This window comes from Brachybacterium squillarum M-6-3, from assembly GCF_000225825.1.
GTDB lineage: Bacteria > Actinomycetota > Actinomycetes > Actinomycetales > Dermabacteraceae > Brachybacterium > Brachybacterium squillarum.
In genome coordinates, this window is the sequence record NZ_AGBX01000001.1 from 93,532 (window position 1) to 108,530 (window position 14,999).

Consider the following 14,999-nt stretch of genomic DNA (forward strand, 5'->3'; position numbering starts at 1 on the left):
GGTCGGCGTCGCCCCGCACGGGGCGTTTCCCGACCGGAAGGATGATCGCCATGGGCTTCGATGACGCGCTGAACAAGGCCAAGGACGCCGCTGCGGACAACCCGGAGGCCGTCGACAAGGGTATCGACACCGCCTCGGAGAAGGTCCAGGAGCGCACCGGCGACGCCACGGACGAGAAGGTCCAGGGCGCCGCGGATGCCGCCAGCGAGCGCTTCGGCTCCGGTGGTGGCGAGGGCAACTGAGCCCTCCCCCTGATTCGCAGGAGACCCCGGCACCGTCACGGTGCCGGGGTCTCCTCGTGTCCGGGGGTCCCTGACCAAGCTCTCTGAGCGGGGGCTCAGTCCCGGCGGCGCAGCGCAAGCACGGCGCCGAGGGCGACGACCAGCACGGCCACGCCGATGATGGCGATCAGCAGCACCGGGGACCCGGAGTCCCCGGAATCCGCGCCCTCGGCGGGGCTCGCCTCGGCGCTCGCGGAGGCGGTCGGCTCCGCGGCCTCGGTGGTCTCCTCTGTGGCGGGATCCTGCTCGACGGTGAAGGTCTGGGTGCCCTCGATGGGGTGACCGTCGGAGGAGACGACCCGCCACTGCACGGCGTAGTCGCCGGCGGGCAGGGAGTCCTCGATCGCGGCGGTGACCTCGGGCCCGTCGACCTCGGGGGTCAGCTCGGCGACGGTCTCACCCTCGGCGTCGGCGATCTGCACGACGGGACCGACGTCGAGGATGTCGGCCGAGTAGGTGAGGGTGACCTCCTCAGGGGAGGTCTCGAAGCTCGCGCCGTCCTCGGGGTCGGCGGAGACCAGGGTGTCGTGGGCGAGCGCCGGGGCGGGGATCATCACGGCGGCCACGAGCAGGGCGGCGAGCAGGGCGAGCAGGGACGCGGGGAGGGCGCGGAGGCGCCCGGGGGCATGCGTGATCACCCGGCCAGGCTACGCCGGGGCATCCGGACCTCCCGGGCGTCGCGGACTGGATCGCCGCGACGCTGTCGGCGCCCTCACATCGGCGGGGCCGACGCGGCGAAGGGGCTCAGCGCAGCGGTCGCTCGTGCTCCAGCACGGGCACGGCGGCGCGGGCGGCGGCCACCTCGGCGAGGTCCAGGTCGACCAGCAGCATGCCCTCCTCGCGGCCGAGCTCCTGGCGCACCTGGCCGAGGGGCCCGATCACGGCGCTGTGGCCGACGCCGCGGGGGGCGCGGCCACGGTGCGCGGGCGGCGGGGCCTGGTCGGCGGCGAGCACGGCGACCGTGGCGTCGAGCGCGCGGGCGCGCAGCAGCAGGCGCAGCTGCTCGACCTTTCCCTCGCCGTCGCCCCAGGCCAGGGGGAGGAGCACGGCCTGGGCGCCGCGGCGGGCGAGCGCCGTGAACTGGGCGGGGAAGCGGACGTCGTAGCAGGTCGTGAGGCCCAGACGGGTCCCGTCGAGGTCGATCGTCACCAGGTCCTCGCCGGGGGCGACGGTGTCGGACTCGCGGGCGCCGAAGGCGTCGTAGAGGTGGATCTTGCGGTACTCGGTGGCGAGGCCGGGCCCGCGCACGACGAGGGTGTTGTGCACCCGGGCCCCGTCGGCAGGGGTGAAGGAGCCGGCGACCACGGTGATGCCGTGCCGCTGCGCGAGCTCCTCCAGCAGGGCGACCAGCTCGCCGTGATGGCGCTCGGCGGCCTCGCGCAGGTCGTGGCCGAAGGCGATCAGGCTGGCCTCGGGCAGCACCACCAGCCGGGCGCCGGCCGCGGCGGCCTGCTCGACGGCGCGGCGCACGGTGGCGAGGTTCTCGGGGACGTGCCCGGTGATACGGACCTGGGCGAGGGCGATGCGCGGCCCGGCGGCCTCGCGGACCGCCTCGACGTCGGCGGGGGTGTCGAGGTCGGTGGCCTCGCTGCCGCGGGCGGGCAGCCGCCGCAGTTCCCCCTTCCCCAGCGCGCGGTACAGGCGGTGCATGCCGAGGTCGGCCCAGCCGCCGTCGGGGTGGGCGACGGCGTCCAGGGCGGCGCGCAGGCGCGGCAGGGGCCAGGCGGCGCAGAGGTACTGCAGGTGCCCGTCGGGGGCCTCGAGCGCCACCACCTGCTCCCCCGCGGGGTCGGCGAGCAGCAGGGCGGCGAGGGTCTCGCTGCGCAGCAGCGGCATGTCCCCGGCGAGGACCAGCACGCGGGCCCGGGGGTCCTCGACCAGCGCGTCCGGGAGCGCCTCGACCCCGCGGGCCACGGCCGCGAGCGGGCCGGAGCGGGGCGGGTCCTCCCGCACGAAACGGCAGCCGTGTCGCTCGATCAGTTCGACGCCGTCGGTGCCCTCGGGGCCGACGACGATGCGGTGGGCGGCGGGGGCGACCCGCAGCACGCGGTCCAGGCTGGTGGCGCCGGCGACCTCGAGGCGGGTCTTGTCGGTGCCGCCGAGCCGGGCGGCGGTGCCGCCCGCGAGGACGATCGCGGCGGTGCGCTGCTCGGAGGCGGCGAGGGCGGAGCGGTCCGGGGGCGGGGCGTCGGCGGCCATGTCCCGATCCTGCCACGGCCGCCCCGGTCCGGAACGGTACGATGTCCGCGGTCCGCACGCGGGCCGGGCATCGGCGAGAGCCGATCAGCCCCCGTAGCTCAGGGGATAGAGCACCGCTCTCCTAAAGCGGGTGTCGGCAGTTCGAATCTGCCCGGGGGCACTGTTGAGGACGCATCACCGCCCGGTCGAGATCTCACCGGGCAGGGTCGTGATCGGTGACCGCGGCCTGCCTTCGCGCCACCGTGCGGAGGACGGCCGACCGCATCCGCGCCGCCTACGGCCCCGAGCCCCTCGGGGAGCTGATGGAGGCCGCCGTGCAGGCGTTCGAGCAGACCGCCGAGTTCCAGTTCGACGAGGTCGCCCAGGTGCGCATGGACCATTGGCACCAGGGGCCCGTGGTGGTTTTCTCGGTGACGCCGCCTGGTGCCCGACGTTCTACTCCGGGATGGGGGCGAGCACCGCGGTCGGCGCCGCGGACCTGCTCGGCACGCTCGTCGCCGAGCACCCCAAGGACCTCCACACGGCCCTGGGCACCTGGGAGCGGGTGCTGCGCCCCGAGGTCGACGCCTTCCAGAAGATCGGCGTGGTCAACCGCGTCAGCTTCACCCCGGCCACCGAGAAGGAGTCCCGGCAGCGCTACCGCCGGATGACCCTGATCCGCTCGGTCATCTCGAACCGGCTGCTCGCCCCGCTGCTGCGTCTGCGGTCCTTCCGGCAGCGCCAGCAGGACCTCACCGCCCTGGTCCGAACACCGGGCGCCGTCTCCGGGCCTCCCCGCCGCATCCGGCCGCGAGGCCCGGATCACGCCGGGGTCCCGGTGACGGGCGCGGAGGCCGCGGATACCCTGGTGGGCACGCCGATTCCCCGTCCGGCTCCCCTCTCCCCCGGCCTCCCCAGGAGCACCCTGTGTCCCCCGTGCCTGCCGCCCCCACCATCGACGTCGCCGCGCCCACTCCGCAGGAGCGCCAGCGCGTCGCCCTGACCCTGCGTCGGCCCGGCTGGCTGAAGACCGAGGTGCTGGGCGGCCTGGTGGTGGCGCTCGCGCTGATCCCGGAGGCCATCGCCTTCTCGGTGATCGCCGGGGTCGACCCCCGGGTGGGCCTGTTCGCCTCCTTCACCATGGCGGTGACCACGGCGATCCTCGGCGGGCGGCCCGCGATGATCTCCGCCGCGACCGGCGCGGTGGCCCTGGTGATCGCGCCGCTGATGGCCTCCCACGGCCTGGACCACCTGATCGCCGCCGTGGTGCTGGCGGGTGTCTTCCAGGTGGCGCTCGGCCTGGTGGGCGCGGCGCGGCTGATGCGCTTCGTGCCCCGCTCGGTGATGGTCGGCTTCGTCAACGCCCTGGCCATCCTCATCTTCACCTCGCAGCTGCCCGAGCTGATCGGGGTGCCCTGGCTGGTGTACCCGCTGACCGCGGCGGCGCTGGCCGTCGTGTTCCTGCTGCCGAAGGTCACCACCGCCGTGCCGGCCCCGCTGGTGGCGATCATCGTGCTGACCATCGTGGTGGTCGCCGGGGGCTGGCAGGTGCCGACGGTGGGCGACAAGGGCGCCCTGCCGGAGTCGCTGCCCGCCCTGATGCTGCCCGACGTGCCGCTGACCCTGGAGACCCTGCAGATCATCGCGCCCTACGCCCTGGCGATGGCCGTCGTGGGACTGCTGGAGTCGCTGATGACGGCGAAGCTGGTGGACGACATCACCGACACCCGCTCCGACAAGACCCGCGAGTCCTGGGGGCAGGGCGCCGCGAACATCGTCACCGGCCTGTTCGGCGGCATGGGCGGCTGCGCCATGATCGGCCAGACCATGATCAACGTGAAGGCATCCGGGGCCCGCACCCGCATCTCCACCTTCCTGGCCGGCGTGTTCCTGCTGATCCTGGTGGTGGCGCTCGGCGACCTGGTGGCGCTGATCCCGATGGCCGCGCTCGTCGCGGTGATGATCTTCGTGTCGTGGGCGACCTTCGACTGGCACTCGATCCGGCCCCGCACGCTGGCGCGGATGCCGCGCGCGGAGACCACCGTGATGCTGGTGACCGTGGTCGCGACCGTGTGGACGCACAACCTCGCCATCGGCGTGGTGCTCGGCGTGCTGGTGGCGATGGTCGCCTTCGCGAACCGGGTGGCGCACCTGGCCCGGGTGGACCGCGAGATCGTCGAGCTGGACGGTTTGACCACGGCCCGCTACACCGTGGAGGGCGAGCTGTTCTTCGCCTCCTCCAACGACCTGTACACGATGTTCCACTACGCGGAGGATCCGCGGCACGTGGTGATCGACATGCACCGCAGCCACCTCTGGGACGCCTCCACCGTCGCGGCGCTGGACGCGGTCACGGAGCGGTACGGTCAGCTCGACAAGCACGTGGACGTCGTGGGCCTGAACGCCGCCAGCCGCAGGATGCGGGTGCGCCTGGCCGGCCTCGCCTCCCAGGGCTGAGCCCCGTCCCCCACCCGCACACGACAGGAGCAGCCATGAGCGAGAAGGACCCCTCGGGCGGGCGGCGCACGCCGCGCCGCTCCTTCGACGCCACCTGGCTGCCCTTCGGCTTCATGATCGGCACCGCGGTGGGCATCGGCACGGGCATGGTGATCTTCGGCAGCCTGCTCGCAGGCGTCGTCGTCGGCGTGCTGCTGGGCCTCGCGATCGGGGTGGCGATGGGCCTCTCCCGGGGCCGCGGCCACCGCAGCCCCGAGGAGGTCGAGGACGCCCTCATCGAGGCCGCGGAGCGCGAGGCGGAGGCGCGGCGGCGCCGGGACTGAGGGCCGCCACGCCCCCGTCTCAGTCGGCGACGGCGACCTCGCGACCCTCCTCGGCGGAGGCGTAGCAGGCGTCCAGCACCCGCGCCCGGCGCAGGGCCAGGCGGCCGCTGTGCCCGGCCGGGTCCCCGGCGCGCACCACGGCCAGGAAGTTCGCGACGGCGGCGGCGTGCCGCCCGTCGGGACCGACCTCGGGGTGCAGCTCGGCGGGGAAGCCCTCCACATCGGTCCACACGGCGATGGTGTCCTCGTGCCCGGGCGCGTTGAAGGTGATCCGGGCGCCGCCCTCGCTGCCGTAGAGCTCGAGGATGCACTGGTCGTGCGGCACGTACTGGGCCCAGCTCGCCTCGAGGGCCAGGGCCCGTCCGTCCTCGAGCCGCAGCAGCGCGGTGGCGAGGTCCTCCACCTCGAAGGGCACATCGGCGGCGACCTCGGAGACGCCGAAGCCGGAGCCCCCGCGGCCGCGGGGGCCGAACTCGGCGAAGGTGCTGGCAGAGGCGCTCAGCACGCACGGCTCCCCCATCAGGTGCAGCGCCATGTCCAGCATGTGCACGCCGATGTCGGCGAGCGCGCCGCCGCCCGACTTCTCGGCCTGGGTGAACCAGGTGCCCAGGCCCGGAATGCCCTCGCGGCGCAGCCAGGCGGCCTTGGCGTAGGAGATGCGGCCCAGCACGCCGGCGGCGACGACCTCGGCGAGCGCGGTGACGTCGCCGCGCTGACGGTGGTTGAAGGACACCTCGAGCACACGGCCGGTGCGCTCGGCGGCCTCGACCATGCGGGCGGCGGCCTCGGCGGACTCGGCCATCGGCTTCTCGCAGAGCACGTCCACCCCGGCCTCCAGCGCGGCGATGGCGATGGGTGCGTGCAGGAAGGTGGGGGTGGCCACGGAGACCACGTCGAGCTGCTCGGCGGCGAGCATGTCGCGGTAGTCGCGGTGGCGGCCGGGCACCTCGTACTGCGCGCCGAAGCGCTCCAGCAGGTGCTCCTCCATCGCGGCGATCGCCACCAGCTCCACCCCGGGATCGGCGGCGTAGGCGTCCAAGTGCTGCTGTCCGGCCCAGCCCAGGCCGATCACCCCGGCGCGCAGCGGACGGTCGGCGGGACGGGAGGGGGTGCTGGTCACGGCGGGGGCTCCTTCGCGGGCGGGGATGGGCGGCGTCCACCCTATGTCCGGGAGCCTGCTGGCAGACTGGATGCCCCTCACCCCGTTGCCACACCCCCACCGCCACACCCCCACTGCGAAGGAGTCCCGATGCGCGCCATCGTCGCCCAGGAGAAGGGCCGGCCCGCCGAGCTGGTCCAGGTGCCCGCCCCCACCCCCGGACCGGGCGAGGTGCAGATCGCCGTCGCCTACTCCTCCCTGAACTACAAGGACGGGGCGACGGTGATGGGCCGTCCCGGCTTCGTCCGCTCCTATCCGCTGACCGTCGGCATCGACGCGGTCGGCACCGTGATCGCGACCGGCGAGGGCGTCGAGGAGCCGGCCCCCGGCACCCTGGTGGTGCTCAACGGCGCCGGCGCCGGGGAGTCCCGGCCGGGCGGCTTCGCCGAGGTCACCACCGCCGCGGCGGAGTCCGTGGTGCCGGTGCCGGAGTCGCTGACCGCGGAGCAGGCCGCCGTGATCGGCACGGCCGGCTTCACGGCCGCCCTGGCGGTGATGGCCATCGAGGACCACGGCCTGGCCCCGGGCGACGGGGAGGTGCTGGTCACGGGCGCCGCGGGCGGCGTCGGCTCGGTCGCGATCAGCCTGCTCGCCACCCGCGGCTACACGGTGGTGGCCTCCACCGGCCGCGCCGACAGCGAGGGCGCCTACCTGCGCTCCCTCGGCGCCGCCCGGGTGATCGACCGCGCCGAGCTCTCCGACGGCCCCGAGGCGCCCCTGGCCTCGCAGCGCTGGGCCGCGGTGGTCGACGGGGTCGGCTCCTCCACCCTCGCCGCCGCGCTGGCCGCCACCCGCTACGGCGGCATCGCCGTGGCCTACGGCCTCGCGCAGGGCATGGACCTTCCCACCACCGTGCTGCCCTTCATCCTGCGGGCGGTGACCCTGACCGGCGCGAACTCGGTGGATGCCCCGCAGGACGTGCGCCGCCGCGCCTGGGAGCTGCTGGGCGCCGAGCTGGACCAGGAGGCGCTGGCCGCGATGACCCGCGGCATCGGCCTGGCCGAGGTGCCGGCGGAGGCCGAGGTGATCCTCGAGGGCGCCGTGCGAGGCCGCACCGTCGTCGACGTCCATGCCTGAGACCGCGCCCACCGACACCGACCCGACGCTGGCGGAGATCCGCGCCGAGCTCGCCGGGATGGAGGACGAGGGGATGCGCGCCGTCAACGAGCGCCACGGCGACGCCCACTCGGTGAACCTCACGGCGCTGCGCCGCGCATGGATCGCGGATCCGGACCCGGTGGTGGCGAGCGCCGGCTGGGCACTGACCAGCCATGTGCTGCGCAAGGGCGAGGAGGAGCTGGACGTCCCGGCCGTGCTGGACGTGATCGAGGCGCAGATGGCCGCCGCCTCGGAGCGCCTGCAGTGGGCGATGAACGAGACCCTCGCGACCATCGGCATCGAGGTCCCGGAGCTGCGCGAGCGGGCGCTGGCCATCGGCGAGCGCCTCGGCGTGCTGCGGGATTACCCCACCCCCGCGGGCTGCACCTCCCCCTTCGCCCCGGCCTGGATCGCGGAGATGGTGCGCCGCCGCGAGGAGGGCTGATCCCGCCCCGCCCGCGATGACGGGGATGCCCGGGTAGTCTCGGCCGGACGCGGCGCCGCGCGAGGGCGGGCCGCCCGGAGCCCAGGAGGCCGCCATGACCACCCCCGACAGTCCCGACTCCCCTGAGGTCACCGTGCAGGAGGACCCGGGCCGCCACCGCTTCGAGGTGCTCTCCGGGGAGGCCCTGGCGGGCTTCTCCCAGTACCTCGAGCACGAGGAGGACGGCACCCGCCAGCGCATCTTCTTCCACACCGAGATCGACGACGCCTACAAAGGTCAGGGCCTCGCCTCGCAGCTCACCCGCACGGCGCTGACCGACTCGGTCGCCGCGGGCTTCCGCATCGTGCCGGTGTGCACCTACGTGAAGCGCTGGCTCGGCTCGCACGACGACGTCGAGGGGCACGTGGACCGCGTGCGCCCCGAGCACCTGGAGGCGCTGCGCCGATGAGGACGCCGGTCCCCGCCGACGACATCCCGGAGCTGGCCGCGGCCGACCCGGAGCGGCTCGGCGAGCACGGCAACAGCGTGCGCGGTCAGCGTGTCTTCGAGCAGCTCTCCACCGACATGGGCATGCACCTGTTCGGCGCGGAGCTGCTGGACCTGATGGAGGGCTGCCGGGAGGGCACCGGATCCTGCTGCGCGGCCCGGACGGGTGCTGCCGGAGCCGGACCTCGGCGACGGCCACCGGCCCGAGCCGGCCCCCGAGGGCTGAGGGGACCGGCCCGGACCGTGCACGACGGTCCGGGCCGGCCAGGTCCGATCAGGAGCGGATGTACCCGTTCGGGTTCAGCACGTACTTCTTGGCGGCGCCCTGGTCGAAGTCGGCGTAGCCCTGCGGGGCCTCGTCCAGGGTGATCGGGGTGGCCTGCACGGCCTTCGCGATCTGCACCTTGTCGGCCAGGATCGCCTGCATCAGCTGCCGGTGGTACATCATCACCGGGCACTGGCCGGTGGTGAAGGACAGCGACTTCGCCCAGCCCAGGCCCAGCCGGATCGACAGGGAGCCCTCCTGCGCGGCCTCGTCCACGCCGCCCGGGTCGCCGGTGACGTAGAGGCCGGGGATGCCGAGCGCGCCGCCGGCCTCGGTGAGGTCCATCAGGGAGTTCAGCACGGTGGCGGGGGCCTCGGTGGCGGCGCCGTCGCCGTGGCCGCGGGCCTCGAAGCCCACCGCGTCCACGCCGCACTCCACCTCGGGCACCCCGAGGATCTGCTCGATCTGGTCCCGCGGGTCGCCCTTCGACACGTCCACGGTCTCGCAGTCGAAGGAGCGGGCCTGCGCCAGCCGGTCCTCGTTGAGGTCGCCGACGATGACCACCCCGGCCCCCAGCAGCTGCGCGCCGACGGCGGCCGCGAGGCCCACCGGGCCGGCGCCCGCGATGTACACGGTGGAGCCGGGCTTCACCCCGGCGGTGTACGCCCCGTGGAAGCCCGTGGGGAAGATGTCCGAGAGCATCGTCAGGTCGAGGATCTTCTCCAGCGCCTGGTCGCGGTCGGGGAACTTCAGCAGGTTCCAGTCGGCGTAGGGGGTGAGCACGTACTCGGCCTGCCCGCCGACCCAGCCGCCCATGTCGACGTAGCCGTAGGCGCTGCCGGGCCGGTCGGGGTTCACGTTCAGACAGATGCCGGTCTTGCGCTCCTTGCAGTTGCGGCAGCGGCCGCAGGCGATGTTGAAGGGCACCGAGACGATGTCCCCGACCTTGATGAACTCGACGTCGGGGCCCACCTCGACCACCTCGCCGGTGATCTCGTGGCCCAGGATCAGGCCCTCGGGGGCGGTGGTGCGGCCGCGGACCATGTGCTGGTCGGAGCCGCAGATGTTCGTGGCGACGGTGCGCAGGATGGCCCCGTGGGGCACCTTGCGGCCGATGTTGGCCGGGTTCACGCCCGGCCCGTCCTTGAGCTCGAACTCGGGATAGGGGGTGTCGACCACCGCCACCTTCCCCGGTCCCTGGTATGCGACGGCGCGATTCTCAGACATCGTTGTCCTTCCCTCTCGGGTCCAGCCGACCTCGTCCTCGAGGCCGTGGGCGCCAGCCTGCACCCTCGCCCCGGGGGGAGGCAATGGGCAGGCCCCGGCGATTTCCCGGGGCGCGTCCTGCGATACGGTGGCGGCGCCCGTCGCCCGCCGGCGACGCGGATCCGCCGTGCCGGGAGTCCTCATGAGCGTCCGCCCCTCGCCGTTCGACCTCTCCGGGTGTCTGGCCCTGGTCACCGGCTCCACCCGCGGCATCGGCCGCACCCTCGCCACCGGCCTCGCCCGCGCCGGCGCCGGGGTCATCGTCCACGGCCGTGCCGCCGACACCGCCCGGGCCGTCGCCGCCGAGATCACCGCCGACACCGGCGCCGAGGTGCATGCGACGGCCTTCGACGTCACCGACACGGCCGCGATCGACGCCGCCCTCACCGATCTGGAGGCCGCGCACGGCACCCCGGACGTGCTGGTCAACAACGCGGGCGTGCAGCGCCGTGCGCCGATCAGCGAGGTCAGCGACGAGGACTGGGAGGAGCTGCTGGCCACCAACCTCGGCAGCGCCCTCAAGTGCGCGCGCCGCGTCGCCCCGGGGATGATCGCCCGCGGCAGCGGCAAGATCATCCAGATCGGCTCGGTGCAGTCGCAGCTCGCCCGCCCCTCCATCGCGGCCTACAGCGCCACCAAGGGCGGGGTCGTCATGCTCACCAAGGGCCTCACCGCCGACCTCGCCCCGCACGGCATCCAGGTCAACGCCGTCGCCCCCGGCTACTTCGCCACCGAGCTCACCGCCGCCCTGGTCGAGGACGAGGAGTTCTCGGCCTGGGTCACCTCGCGCACGCCCGCCGGACGCTGGGGCGAGACCGAGGACCTCGTCGGTCCCCTCGTCTTCCTCGCCTCCGCCGCCTCCGACTTCGTCACCGGGCAGGTGCTCTACGTCGACGGCGGCATGACCTCCGTCGTCTAGCCTGCCCGATGTCGCCGCATCACCGTTTCCCCCACCCCCTCAGCAAGGAGGCTGATCCCCCATGGAAGACCTCGTCCTGACCTGGGAACTCGGCACGGCAGGCCTGCTCATCCTGGCCGCCTCCGCCGTCGCGTTCCTGCTCGTGCTCATCATGGCGTTCAAGATCCACGCCTTCCTGGCCCTGATGATCACCTCGATCGGCACGGCCCTGGCCGCCGGCATCCCGCCGGACCGCCTCGTCGAGGCCCTCGGCGTCGGCTTCTACCCCACCCTCGGCCAGGTGATGATGCTGGTCGCCCTCGGCGCGATGCTGGGGCGGATGATCGAGGCCTCCGGCGGCGCCCAGGTCCTCGCCGACAGGATGATGGACATCTTCGGCGAGAAGCACGCCGGCGTCGCCCTGTCCGTGGCCAGCCTGCTGATGGGCTTCCCGATCTTCTTCGACGCCGGTCTCGTGGTGATGATGCCGATCATCTACGCGGTCGCCCGCCGCACCGGCGCCTCGTTCCTCTCGATCGCCCTGCCCAGCGCCGTCGCCTTCAGCGCGATGCACATCTTCTCCCCGCCCCACCCGGGCCCGGTCGCGGCCACCGCCACCCTCGGCGCCGACGTCGGCCAGGTGCTCATCGTCGGCCTCGTCTTCGCCGTCATCATCTGGACGATCGTCGCCCCGCTGTCCGGCAAGGTCCTCGGCGCCCGCCTGCAGCTGCCCGTGCCCGACCTGCTGGACTCGGCCAGCGGCGAGGAGACCGGCTTCGAGTCCTCCCCCAAGGTCGGCACCATCATCGGGCTGCTCGCCCTGCCGCTGGTGCTGATCCTGCTCAACACCGGCCTGAACACCGTGGCCGCCACCACCGATGATCCCGAGGGCTTCCTCGGCCAGCCCGTGGTCGCCGCCCTGCGCATGCTCGGCGAGACCCCGGTGGCGCTGCTGATCACCGTGATCGTGTCGATGTTCGTGCTCGGTTGGGGTGCCGGGAAGTCCGGGACCCTGATCGAGAAGATCGAGGACTCCGCCCTCGGCCCGATCTGCTCCGTGGTGCTCGTGACCGGCGCCGGCGGCATGTTCGGCGGCGTACTGCGCACCACCGGCATCGGCGAGGCCGTGGCCGACTCCCTGAACCAGGTGGGGCTGCCCGTCATCGTCGCCGCCTACCTGATCGCGCAGATCGTGCGCCTGGCGCAGGGGTCGGCGACCGTCGCCCTGACCACCGCCGCCTCCCTGATGGCCGCCGTGGTCGCCGCCGGCGACTTCTCCACCTTCCAGGTGATCGCCCTGGTGATGGCGATGTCCGCGGGCTCCGTCGGCTTCGCGCACGTCAACGACTCCGGCTTCTGGCTGGTCAGCCGCTTCTTCGGGATGAGCATGAAGCAGACCCTGGGCACCTGGACCCTGATCCAGGGCGCGATGGGCCTGATCGGCTTCGCCCTGTCGCTGGTGCTGTACGGCATCGCGGGTGCGATCGGCATCTGACCCGGACCGTTCGCCCTCACGACGGGAGGCACGCCTATCCTCGGACGGGCGTGCCTCCTCCACGTCCCGCCCTTCCACGATCCGAGAGAGAGTCCCCGATGACCCAGCAGTCCTACCCCGGTTCCCCCTCCCCGCAGCCCGAGCAGCCGGGGCAGCAGCCCGGCGGCCCGGCCTCCGGTGACCAGCAGGCCCCGACCCCGGCCTACAGCTCCCCCGCGCCGGCCCCGCAGTCCTGGGGCTCGCCCTACGACGCCCCCGCCGCCGGCTACGGCAGTGCCGCGCCTGCGCCGGAGGGGCACCAGATCCCCACCTCGAGCCCCGGCTTCGCCCCCGTCGCGGACTCCTCCGGCGGCCGCTCGCGGGACGTCGGCTTCTTCGCGGCGATGTTCGACTTCGGCTTCCAGCACTTCATCACCGTGAAGTTCTCCTCGTTCCTGTACGTGCTGGCCTGGGTCGTGGCGGTGCTGGTGTGGGTGCTGAACATCCTGTTCGGCATCATCTGGGGCTTCGTCCTGGCCGGCGGCGGCATGTACTACGACGGCCCCTCCTTCACCCCGTGGCCGCTGATCATCGGGATCGTGCTGGGCTGGATCCCTTCGGTGATCGCCATCGTCGCGATGCGCCTCGGCCTCGAGTTCTCGGTGGCCACCATCCGCACCGCCCAGAACACGGAGGACCTGGTCTCGCTGCAGAAGGGCTCCCGATGAGGCTCGCCGTCGTCGGCAACGGGAAGATCGTCCAGGAGTTCCTGCCGCAGGCCGCGCAGGTGCCCGGCCTGGAGCTGGCCGCGATCGTCGGACGCGAGTCGGCCCGCGCCACCCTGGAGGACCTCCGGGAGCGCCACGGCATCGGCGCCGTGTACACCGACTACGCCGCCGCCCTCGCCTACCCGGGCATCGACGCCGTGTGGATCGCCCTGCCGAACTCTCTCCATCACGCCCACGCGAAGCAGGCCCTCGAGGCCGGCGTCCACGTGATCTGCGAGAAGCCTTTCGTGCTGGCGGAGGAGCAGCTCGCCGAGCTGCGGACCCTCGCCGAGGAGCGCGGGCTGATCCTGGTCGAGGCCATCACCACGGTGGACCTGCCCGCCTACCGCTGGCTGCAGGAGAACCTCGGCCGGGTCGGCGACCTGCGGATGATCCAGTGCGAGTACTCGCAGTACTCCTCCCGCTTCGACGCCTTCCGCGAGGGCACCATCGCCCCCGCCTTCGACCCGGCGCAGGGTGGCGGTGCCCTGATGGACCTCGGTGTCTACACCGTGCACTTCGTGCTGGGCCTGCTCGGCGCCCCGTCGACCGTGCAGTACACGCCGACCATCGAACGGGGCGTGGACACGTCGGGCGTGCTGACCCTCGGCTACGAGGGCGCGCTCGCGGCGTGCGTGACGGCGAAGGACTCGGGCGGCCCGGCGCGCACGAAGATCCAGGGCACGGCCGGGGCGCTCGTCGTCGAGGGGCCGCCGAACGTGGTGCCGGGCGTCGACTGGTACCCGAACGGGGCGGAGCCGGAGCGGATCGAGCTGCCGGTCCCCGCGCATCGCATGATCGAGGAGTTCCGGGCCTTCGTCGCGATCGTCGACGGGGTGGACCTCGCCGAGCGCGATCGGCGCCTGGACCACAGCCAGCGGGTGCTCGCGACCACCCTCGCGGCGGCGCGCTCGGCGGGGCTGCGGCTCGGGGAGGGCTGAGCACCGTCGTCGACCCCGTCGGCGGCGGTCAGTCCCGGGCGGGGTGACGGCGTCGGCGTCGGCGCTCGGCCCGGGTGTCGTCGTTGGCGTAGGCGTAGTAGATGCCGATCAGCACGCCGCCGCCGATGAAGTTGCCGACCAGCGCGATCGCGACGTTCCCGGTGGCGGCGGCGACATCGAGCCCGCCCTGCAGGCCGACGATGAGGAACAGCACCGTGTTCGCCACCGAGTGCTCGAAGCCGAGGAAGGCGAAGACGAACACCGAGGCGACCATGACCAGGCACTTCGCCAGGTCCTCCTTCACGAAGCCGTTGTAGACCACGAGCATCGCGATGTTGATCATGAAGTTGCAGAAGATCGCCCGGACCAGCAGGTCGCCCCAGCCGGTCACGCCCTCGCCGATGTACGCGAGCTTGTGTTCGACGGCCAGGTCCACCTGCTCCCCCACGGCCCCGTCGATGAGGGTCGAGAAGCGCACCAGCACCGCGATGAGCAGACCGCCCAGGGCGTTGCCGAGGTAGCAGAGCCCCAGCACCCGCAGGGAGTTGCCGAGGCCGGTGCGGTGGTAGTACGCACCGATCGACACGATCATCATGTTGCTGGTGAGCAGCTCGGACTTCGAGTAGTAGATGAGGACCAGGGCCGCCCCGAAGACCGCCGCGCCGACCATCGCGCCGACGCGGGCCAGGTCCCCGTTCCCGACCTCGGCGAAGCCCGCGATGATCGCGTAGTTCGTGAGGTACATGGTGCCGATGATGATCCCGGCCATCGCCGCCCGCATCAGGTAGACACGGATCAGGGCGCCGCTCATCTGGGTCTTCGTGTCCAGAGCCTCCAGCGCCGTGGAGATGAAGACCTTGCCCGGGAACAGGGTGCTCGGATCCGCCATGGTCCATAGAGTCCCACGGCGCCGCGGCCGCGTCCCGGCCAAAGGGCCCCTTGTGGGAGGCGGGCGTCAGGG

The 14,999-nt window shown here is 73.2% G+C and carries 16 protein-coding genes and 1 tRNA gene; 12 read left to right on the forward strand and 5 right to left on the reverse strand.

The genetic code is table 11. The annotated features are described in order from the left end of the window. Window positions 1-50 precede the first annotated feature (50 nt). A complete protein-coding gene (locus OM98_RS00475; protein WP_010532593.1) occupies window positions 51-242 on the forward strand; it encodes an antitoxin in 192 nt (63 codons plus the stop codon). 95 nt (window positions 243-337) lie between these two features. Here OM98_RS00475 and OM98_RS00480 read toward each other — a convergent pair whose 3' ends face one another. Together OM98_RS00480 and OM98_RS14600 are read right to left on the reverse strand one after the other, a co-directional pair. Beyond that, window positions 338-919, reverse strand: a complete 582-nt coding sequence (locus OM98_RS00480; RefSeq protein ID WP_010532594.1) for a copper resistance CopC family protein — start codon at window positions 917-919, stop codon at window positions 338-340. A 106-nt stretch (window positions 920-1,025) separates the two neighbouring features. Continuing rightward, on the reverse strand, window positions 1,026-2,480 hold the full coding sequence (locus tag OM98_RS14600; RefSeq protein ID WP_010532595.1) for a nitrilase-related carbon-nitrogen hydrolase: 1,455 nt from the start codon (window positions 2,478-2,480) through the stop codon (window positions 1,026-1,028). An 87-nt stretch (window positions 2,481-2,567) separates the two neighbouring features. Here OM98_RS14600 and OM98_RS00490 point away from each other — a divergent pair. From OM98_RS00490 to OM98_RS00505, 4 genes are all read left to right on the forward strand, one after another. Beyond that, window positions 2,568-2,640 (forward strand) — tRNA-Arg (locus OM98_RS00490). Window positions 2,641-2,925: 285 nt separating this feature from the next. Continuing rightward, window positions 2,926-3,462, forward strand: a complete 537-nt coding sequence (locus tag OM98_RS14605; protein WP_010532596.1) for a hypothetical protein — start codon at window positions 2,926-2,928, stop codon at window positions 3,460-3,462. Continuing rightward, complete coding sequence (locus OM98_RS00500) at window positions 3,387-4,916, forward strand: SulP family inorganic anion transporter (RefSeq protein WP_010532597.1); 1,530 nt, start codon at window positions 3,387-3,389, stop codon at window positions 4,914-4,916. Before OM98_RS14605 ends, OM98_RS00500 begins: the two co-directional genes overlap by 76 nt. Before the next feature lie 35 nt (window positions 4,917-4,951). Beyond that, window positions 4,952-5,239, forward strand: a complete 288-nt coding sequence (locus OM98_RS00505) for a hypothetical protein (RefSeq protein ID WP_010532598.1) — start codon at window positions 4,952-4,954, stop codon at window positions 5,237-5,239. Window positions 5,240-5,258: 19 nt separating this feature from the next. Here the strand turns inward: OM98_RS00505 and OM98_RS00510 are convergent, their stop codons facing one another. Beyond that, window positions 5,259-6,359, reverse strand: coding sequence for a Gfo/Idh/MocA family protein (locus OM98_RS00510; protein WP_010532599.1), 1,101 nt, complete (start codon window positions 6,357-6,359; stop codon window positions 5,259-5,261). Between the two features lie 129 nt (window positions 6,360-6,488). Here OM98_RS00510 and OM98_RS00515 point away from each other — a divergent pair, with 129 nt between their 5' ends. The 3 genes from OM98_RS00515 to OM98_RS00525 all read left to right on the forward strand — a co-directional run bounded on the left by OM98_RS00515 (window position 6,489) and on the right by OM98_RS00525 (window position 8,389). After that, entirely contained in the window at window positions 6,489-7,475 is a 987-nt protein-coding gene (locus tag OM98_RS00515; RefSeq protein WP_010532600.1) for an acrylyl-CoA reductase family protein, read from the forward strand. Next, window positions 7,468-7,941 (forward strand): DNA alkylation repair protein, encoded by a 474-nt coding sequence (locus OM98_RS00520; protein WP_010532601.1) that lies wholly within the window; start codon window positions 7,468-7,470, stop codon window positions 7,939-7,941. Before OM98_RS00515 ends, OM98_RS00520 begins: the two co-directional genes overlap by 8 nt. A gap of 94 nt (window positions 7,942-8,035) precedes the next feature. After that, window positions 8,036-8,389, forward strand: a complete 354-nt coding sequence (locus OM98_RS00525) for a GNAT family N-acetyltransferase (protein ID WP_010532602.1) — start codon at window positions 8,036-8,038, stop codon at window positions 8,387-8,389. Between the two features lie 312 nt (window positions 8,390-8,701). Here the strand turns inward: OM98_RS00525 and fdhA are convergent, their stop codons facing one another. Next, on the reverse strand, window positions 8,702-9,919 hold the full coding sequence (gene fdhA, locus OM98_RS00530; RefSeq protein WP_010532603.1) for a formaldehyde dehydrogenase, glutathione-independent: 1,218 nt from the start codon (window positions 9,917-9,919) through the stop codon (window positions 8,702-8,704). A 181-nt stretch (window positions 9,920-10,100) separates the two neighbouring features. On the opposite strand from fdhA, the gene OM98_RS00535 reads away from it, so the two are divergent. From OM98_RS00535 to OM98_RS00550, 4 genes are all read left to right on the forward strand, one after another. Further along, a complete protein-coding gene (locus OM98_RS00535) occupies window positions 10,101-10,877 on the forward strand; it encodes an SDR family oxidoreductase (RefSeq protein ID WP_010532604.1) in 777 nt (258 codons plus the stop codon). A 61-nt stretch (window positions 10,878-10,938) separates the two neighbouring features. Continuing rightward, window positions 10,939-12,351 (forward strand): GntP family permease, encoded by a 1,413-nt coding sequence (locus OM98_RS00540; RefSeq protein WP_010532605.1) that lies wholly within the window; start codon window positions 10,939-10,941, stop codon window positions 12,349-12,351. Window positions 12,352-12,449: 98 nt separating this feature from the next. Further along, complete coding sequence (locus tag OM98_RS16315; RefSeq protein ID WP_010532606.1) at window positions 12,450-13,058, forward strand: DUF4282 domain-containing protein; 609 nt, start codon at window positions 12,450-12,452, stop codon at window positions 13,056-13,058. After that, window positions 13,055-14,038 carry a Gfo/Idh/MocA family protein gene (locus OM98_RS00550; RefSeq protein ID WP_010532607.1) on the forward strand — a complete coding sequence of 328 codons (984 nt, stop codon included), beginning with the start codon at window positions 13,055-13,057 and terminating at the stop codon, window positions 14,036-14,038. The genes OM98_RS16315 and OM98_RS00550 overlap by 4 nt, the downstream gene beginning before the upstream one ends. A 28-nt stretch (window positions 14,039-14,066) precedes the next feature. On the opposite strand, the gene OM98_RS00555 is transcribed toward OM98_RS00550, so the two are convergent. Further along, entirely contained in the window at window positions 14,067-14,927 is an 861-nt protein-coding gene (locus OM98_RS00555; RefSeq protein ID WP_010532608.1) for a formate/nitrite transporter family protein, read from the reverse strand. Window positions 14,928-14,999: the final 72 nt, after the last annotated feature.

Bases quoted from the DNA above. Each gene is read 5' to 3' on its own strand.
- OM98_RS00475 (WP_010532593.1), top strand. From the start codon at position 51: ATGGGCTTCGATGACGCGCTGAACAAGGCCAAGGACGCCGCTGCGGAC.
- OM98_RS14600 (WP_010532595.1), bottom strand. From the start codon at position 2,480: ATGGCCGCCGACGCCCCGCCCCCGGACCGCTCCGCCCTCGCCGCCTCC.
- OM98_RS14605 (WP_010532596.1), top strand. From the start codon at position 2,926: ATGGGGGCGAGCACCGCGGTCGGCGCCGCGGACCTGCTCGGCACGCTC.
- OM98_RS00505 (WP_010532598.1), top strand. From the start codon at position 4,952: ATGAGCGAGAAGGACCCCTCGGGCGGGCGGCGCACGCCGCGCCGCTCC.
- OM98_RS00515 (WP_010532600.1), top strand. From the start codon at position 6,489: ATGCGCGCCATCGTCGCCCAGGAGAAGGGCCGGCCCGCCGAGCTGGTC.
- OM98_RS00520 (WP_010532601.1), top strand. From the start codon at position 7,468: ATGCCTGAGACCGCGCCCACCGACACCGACCCGACGCTGGCGGAGATC.
- OM98_RS00525 (WP_010532602.1), top strand. From the start codon at position 8,036: ATGACCACCCCCGACAGTCCCGACTCCCCTGAGGTCACCGTGCAGGAG.
- fdhA (WP_010532603.1), bottom strand. From the start codon at position 9,919: ATGTCTGAGAATCGCGCCGTCGCATACCAGGGACCGGGGAAGGTGGCG.
- OM98_RS00535 (WP_010532604.1), top strand. From the start codon at position 10,101: ATGAGCGTCCGCCCCTCGCCGTTCGACCTCTCCGGGTGTCTGGCCCTG.
- OM98_RS00540 (WP_010532605.1), top strand. From the start codon at position 10,939: ATGGAAGACCTCGTCCTGACCTGGGAACTCGGCACGGCAGGCCTGCTC.
- OM98_RS16315 (WP_010532606.1), top strand. From the start codon at position 12,450: ATGACCCAGCAGTCCTACCCCGGTTCCCCCTCCCCGCAGCCCGAGCAG.
- OM98_RS00550 (WP_010532607.1), top strand. From the start codon at position 13,055: ATGAGGCTCGCCGTCGTCGGCAACGGGAAGATCGTCCAGGAGTTCCTG.
- OM98_RS00555 (WP_010532608.1), bottom strand. From the start codon at position 14,927: ATGGCGGATCCGAGCACCCTGTTCCCGGGCAAGGTCTTCATCTCCACG.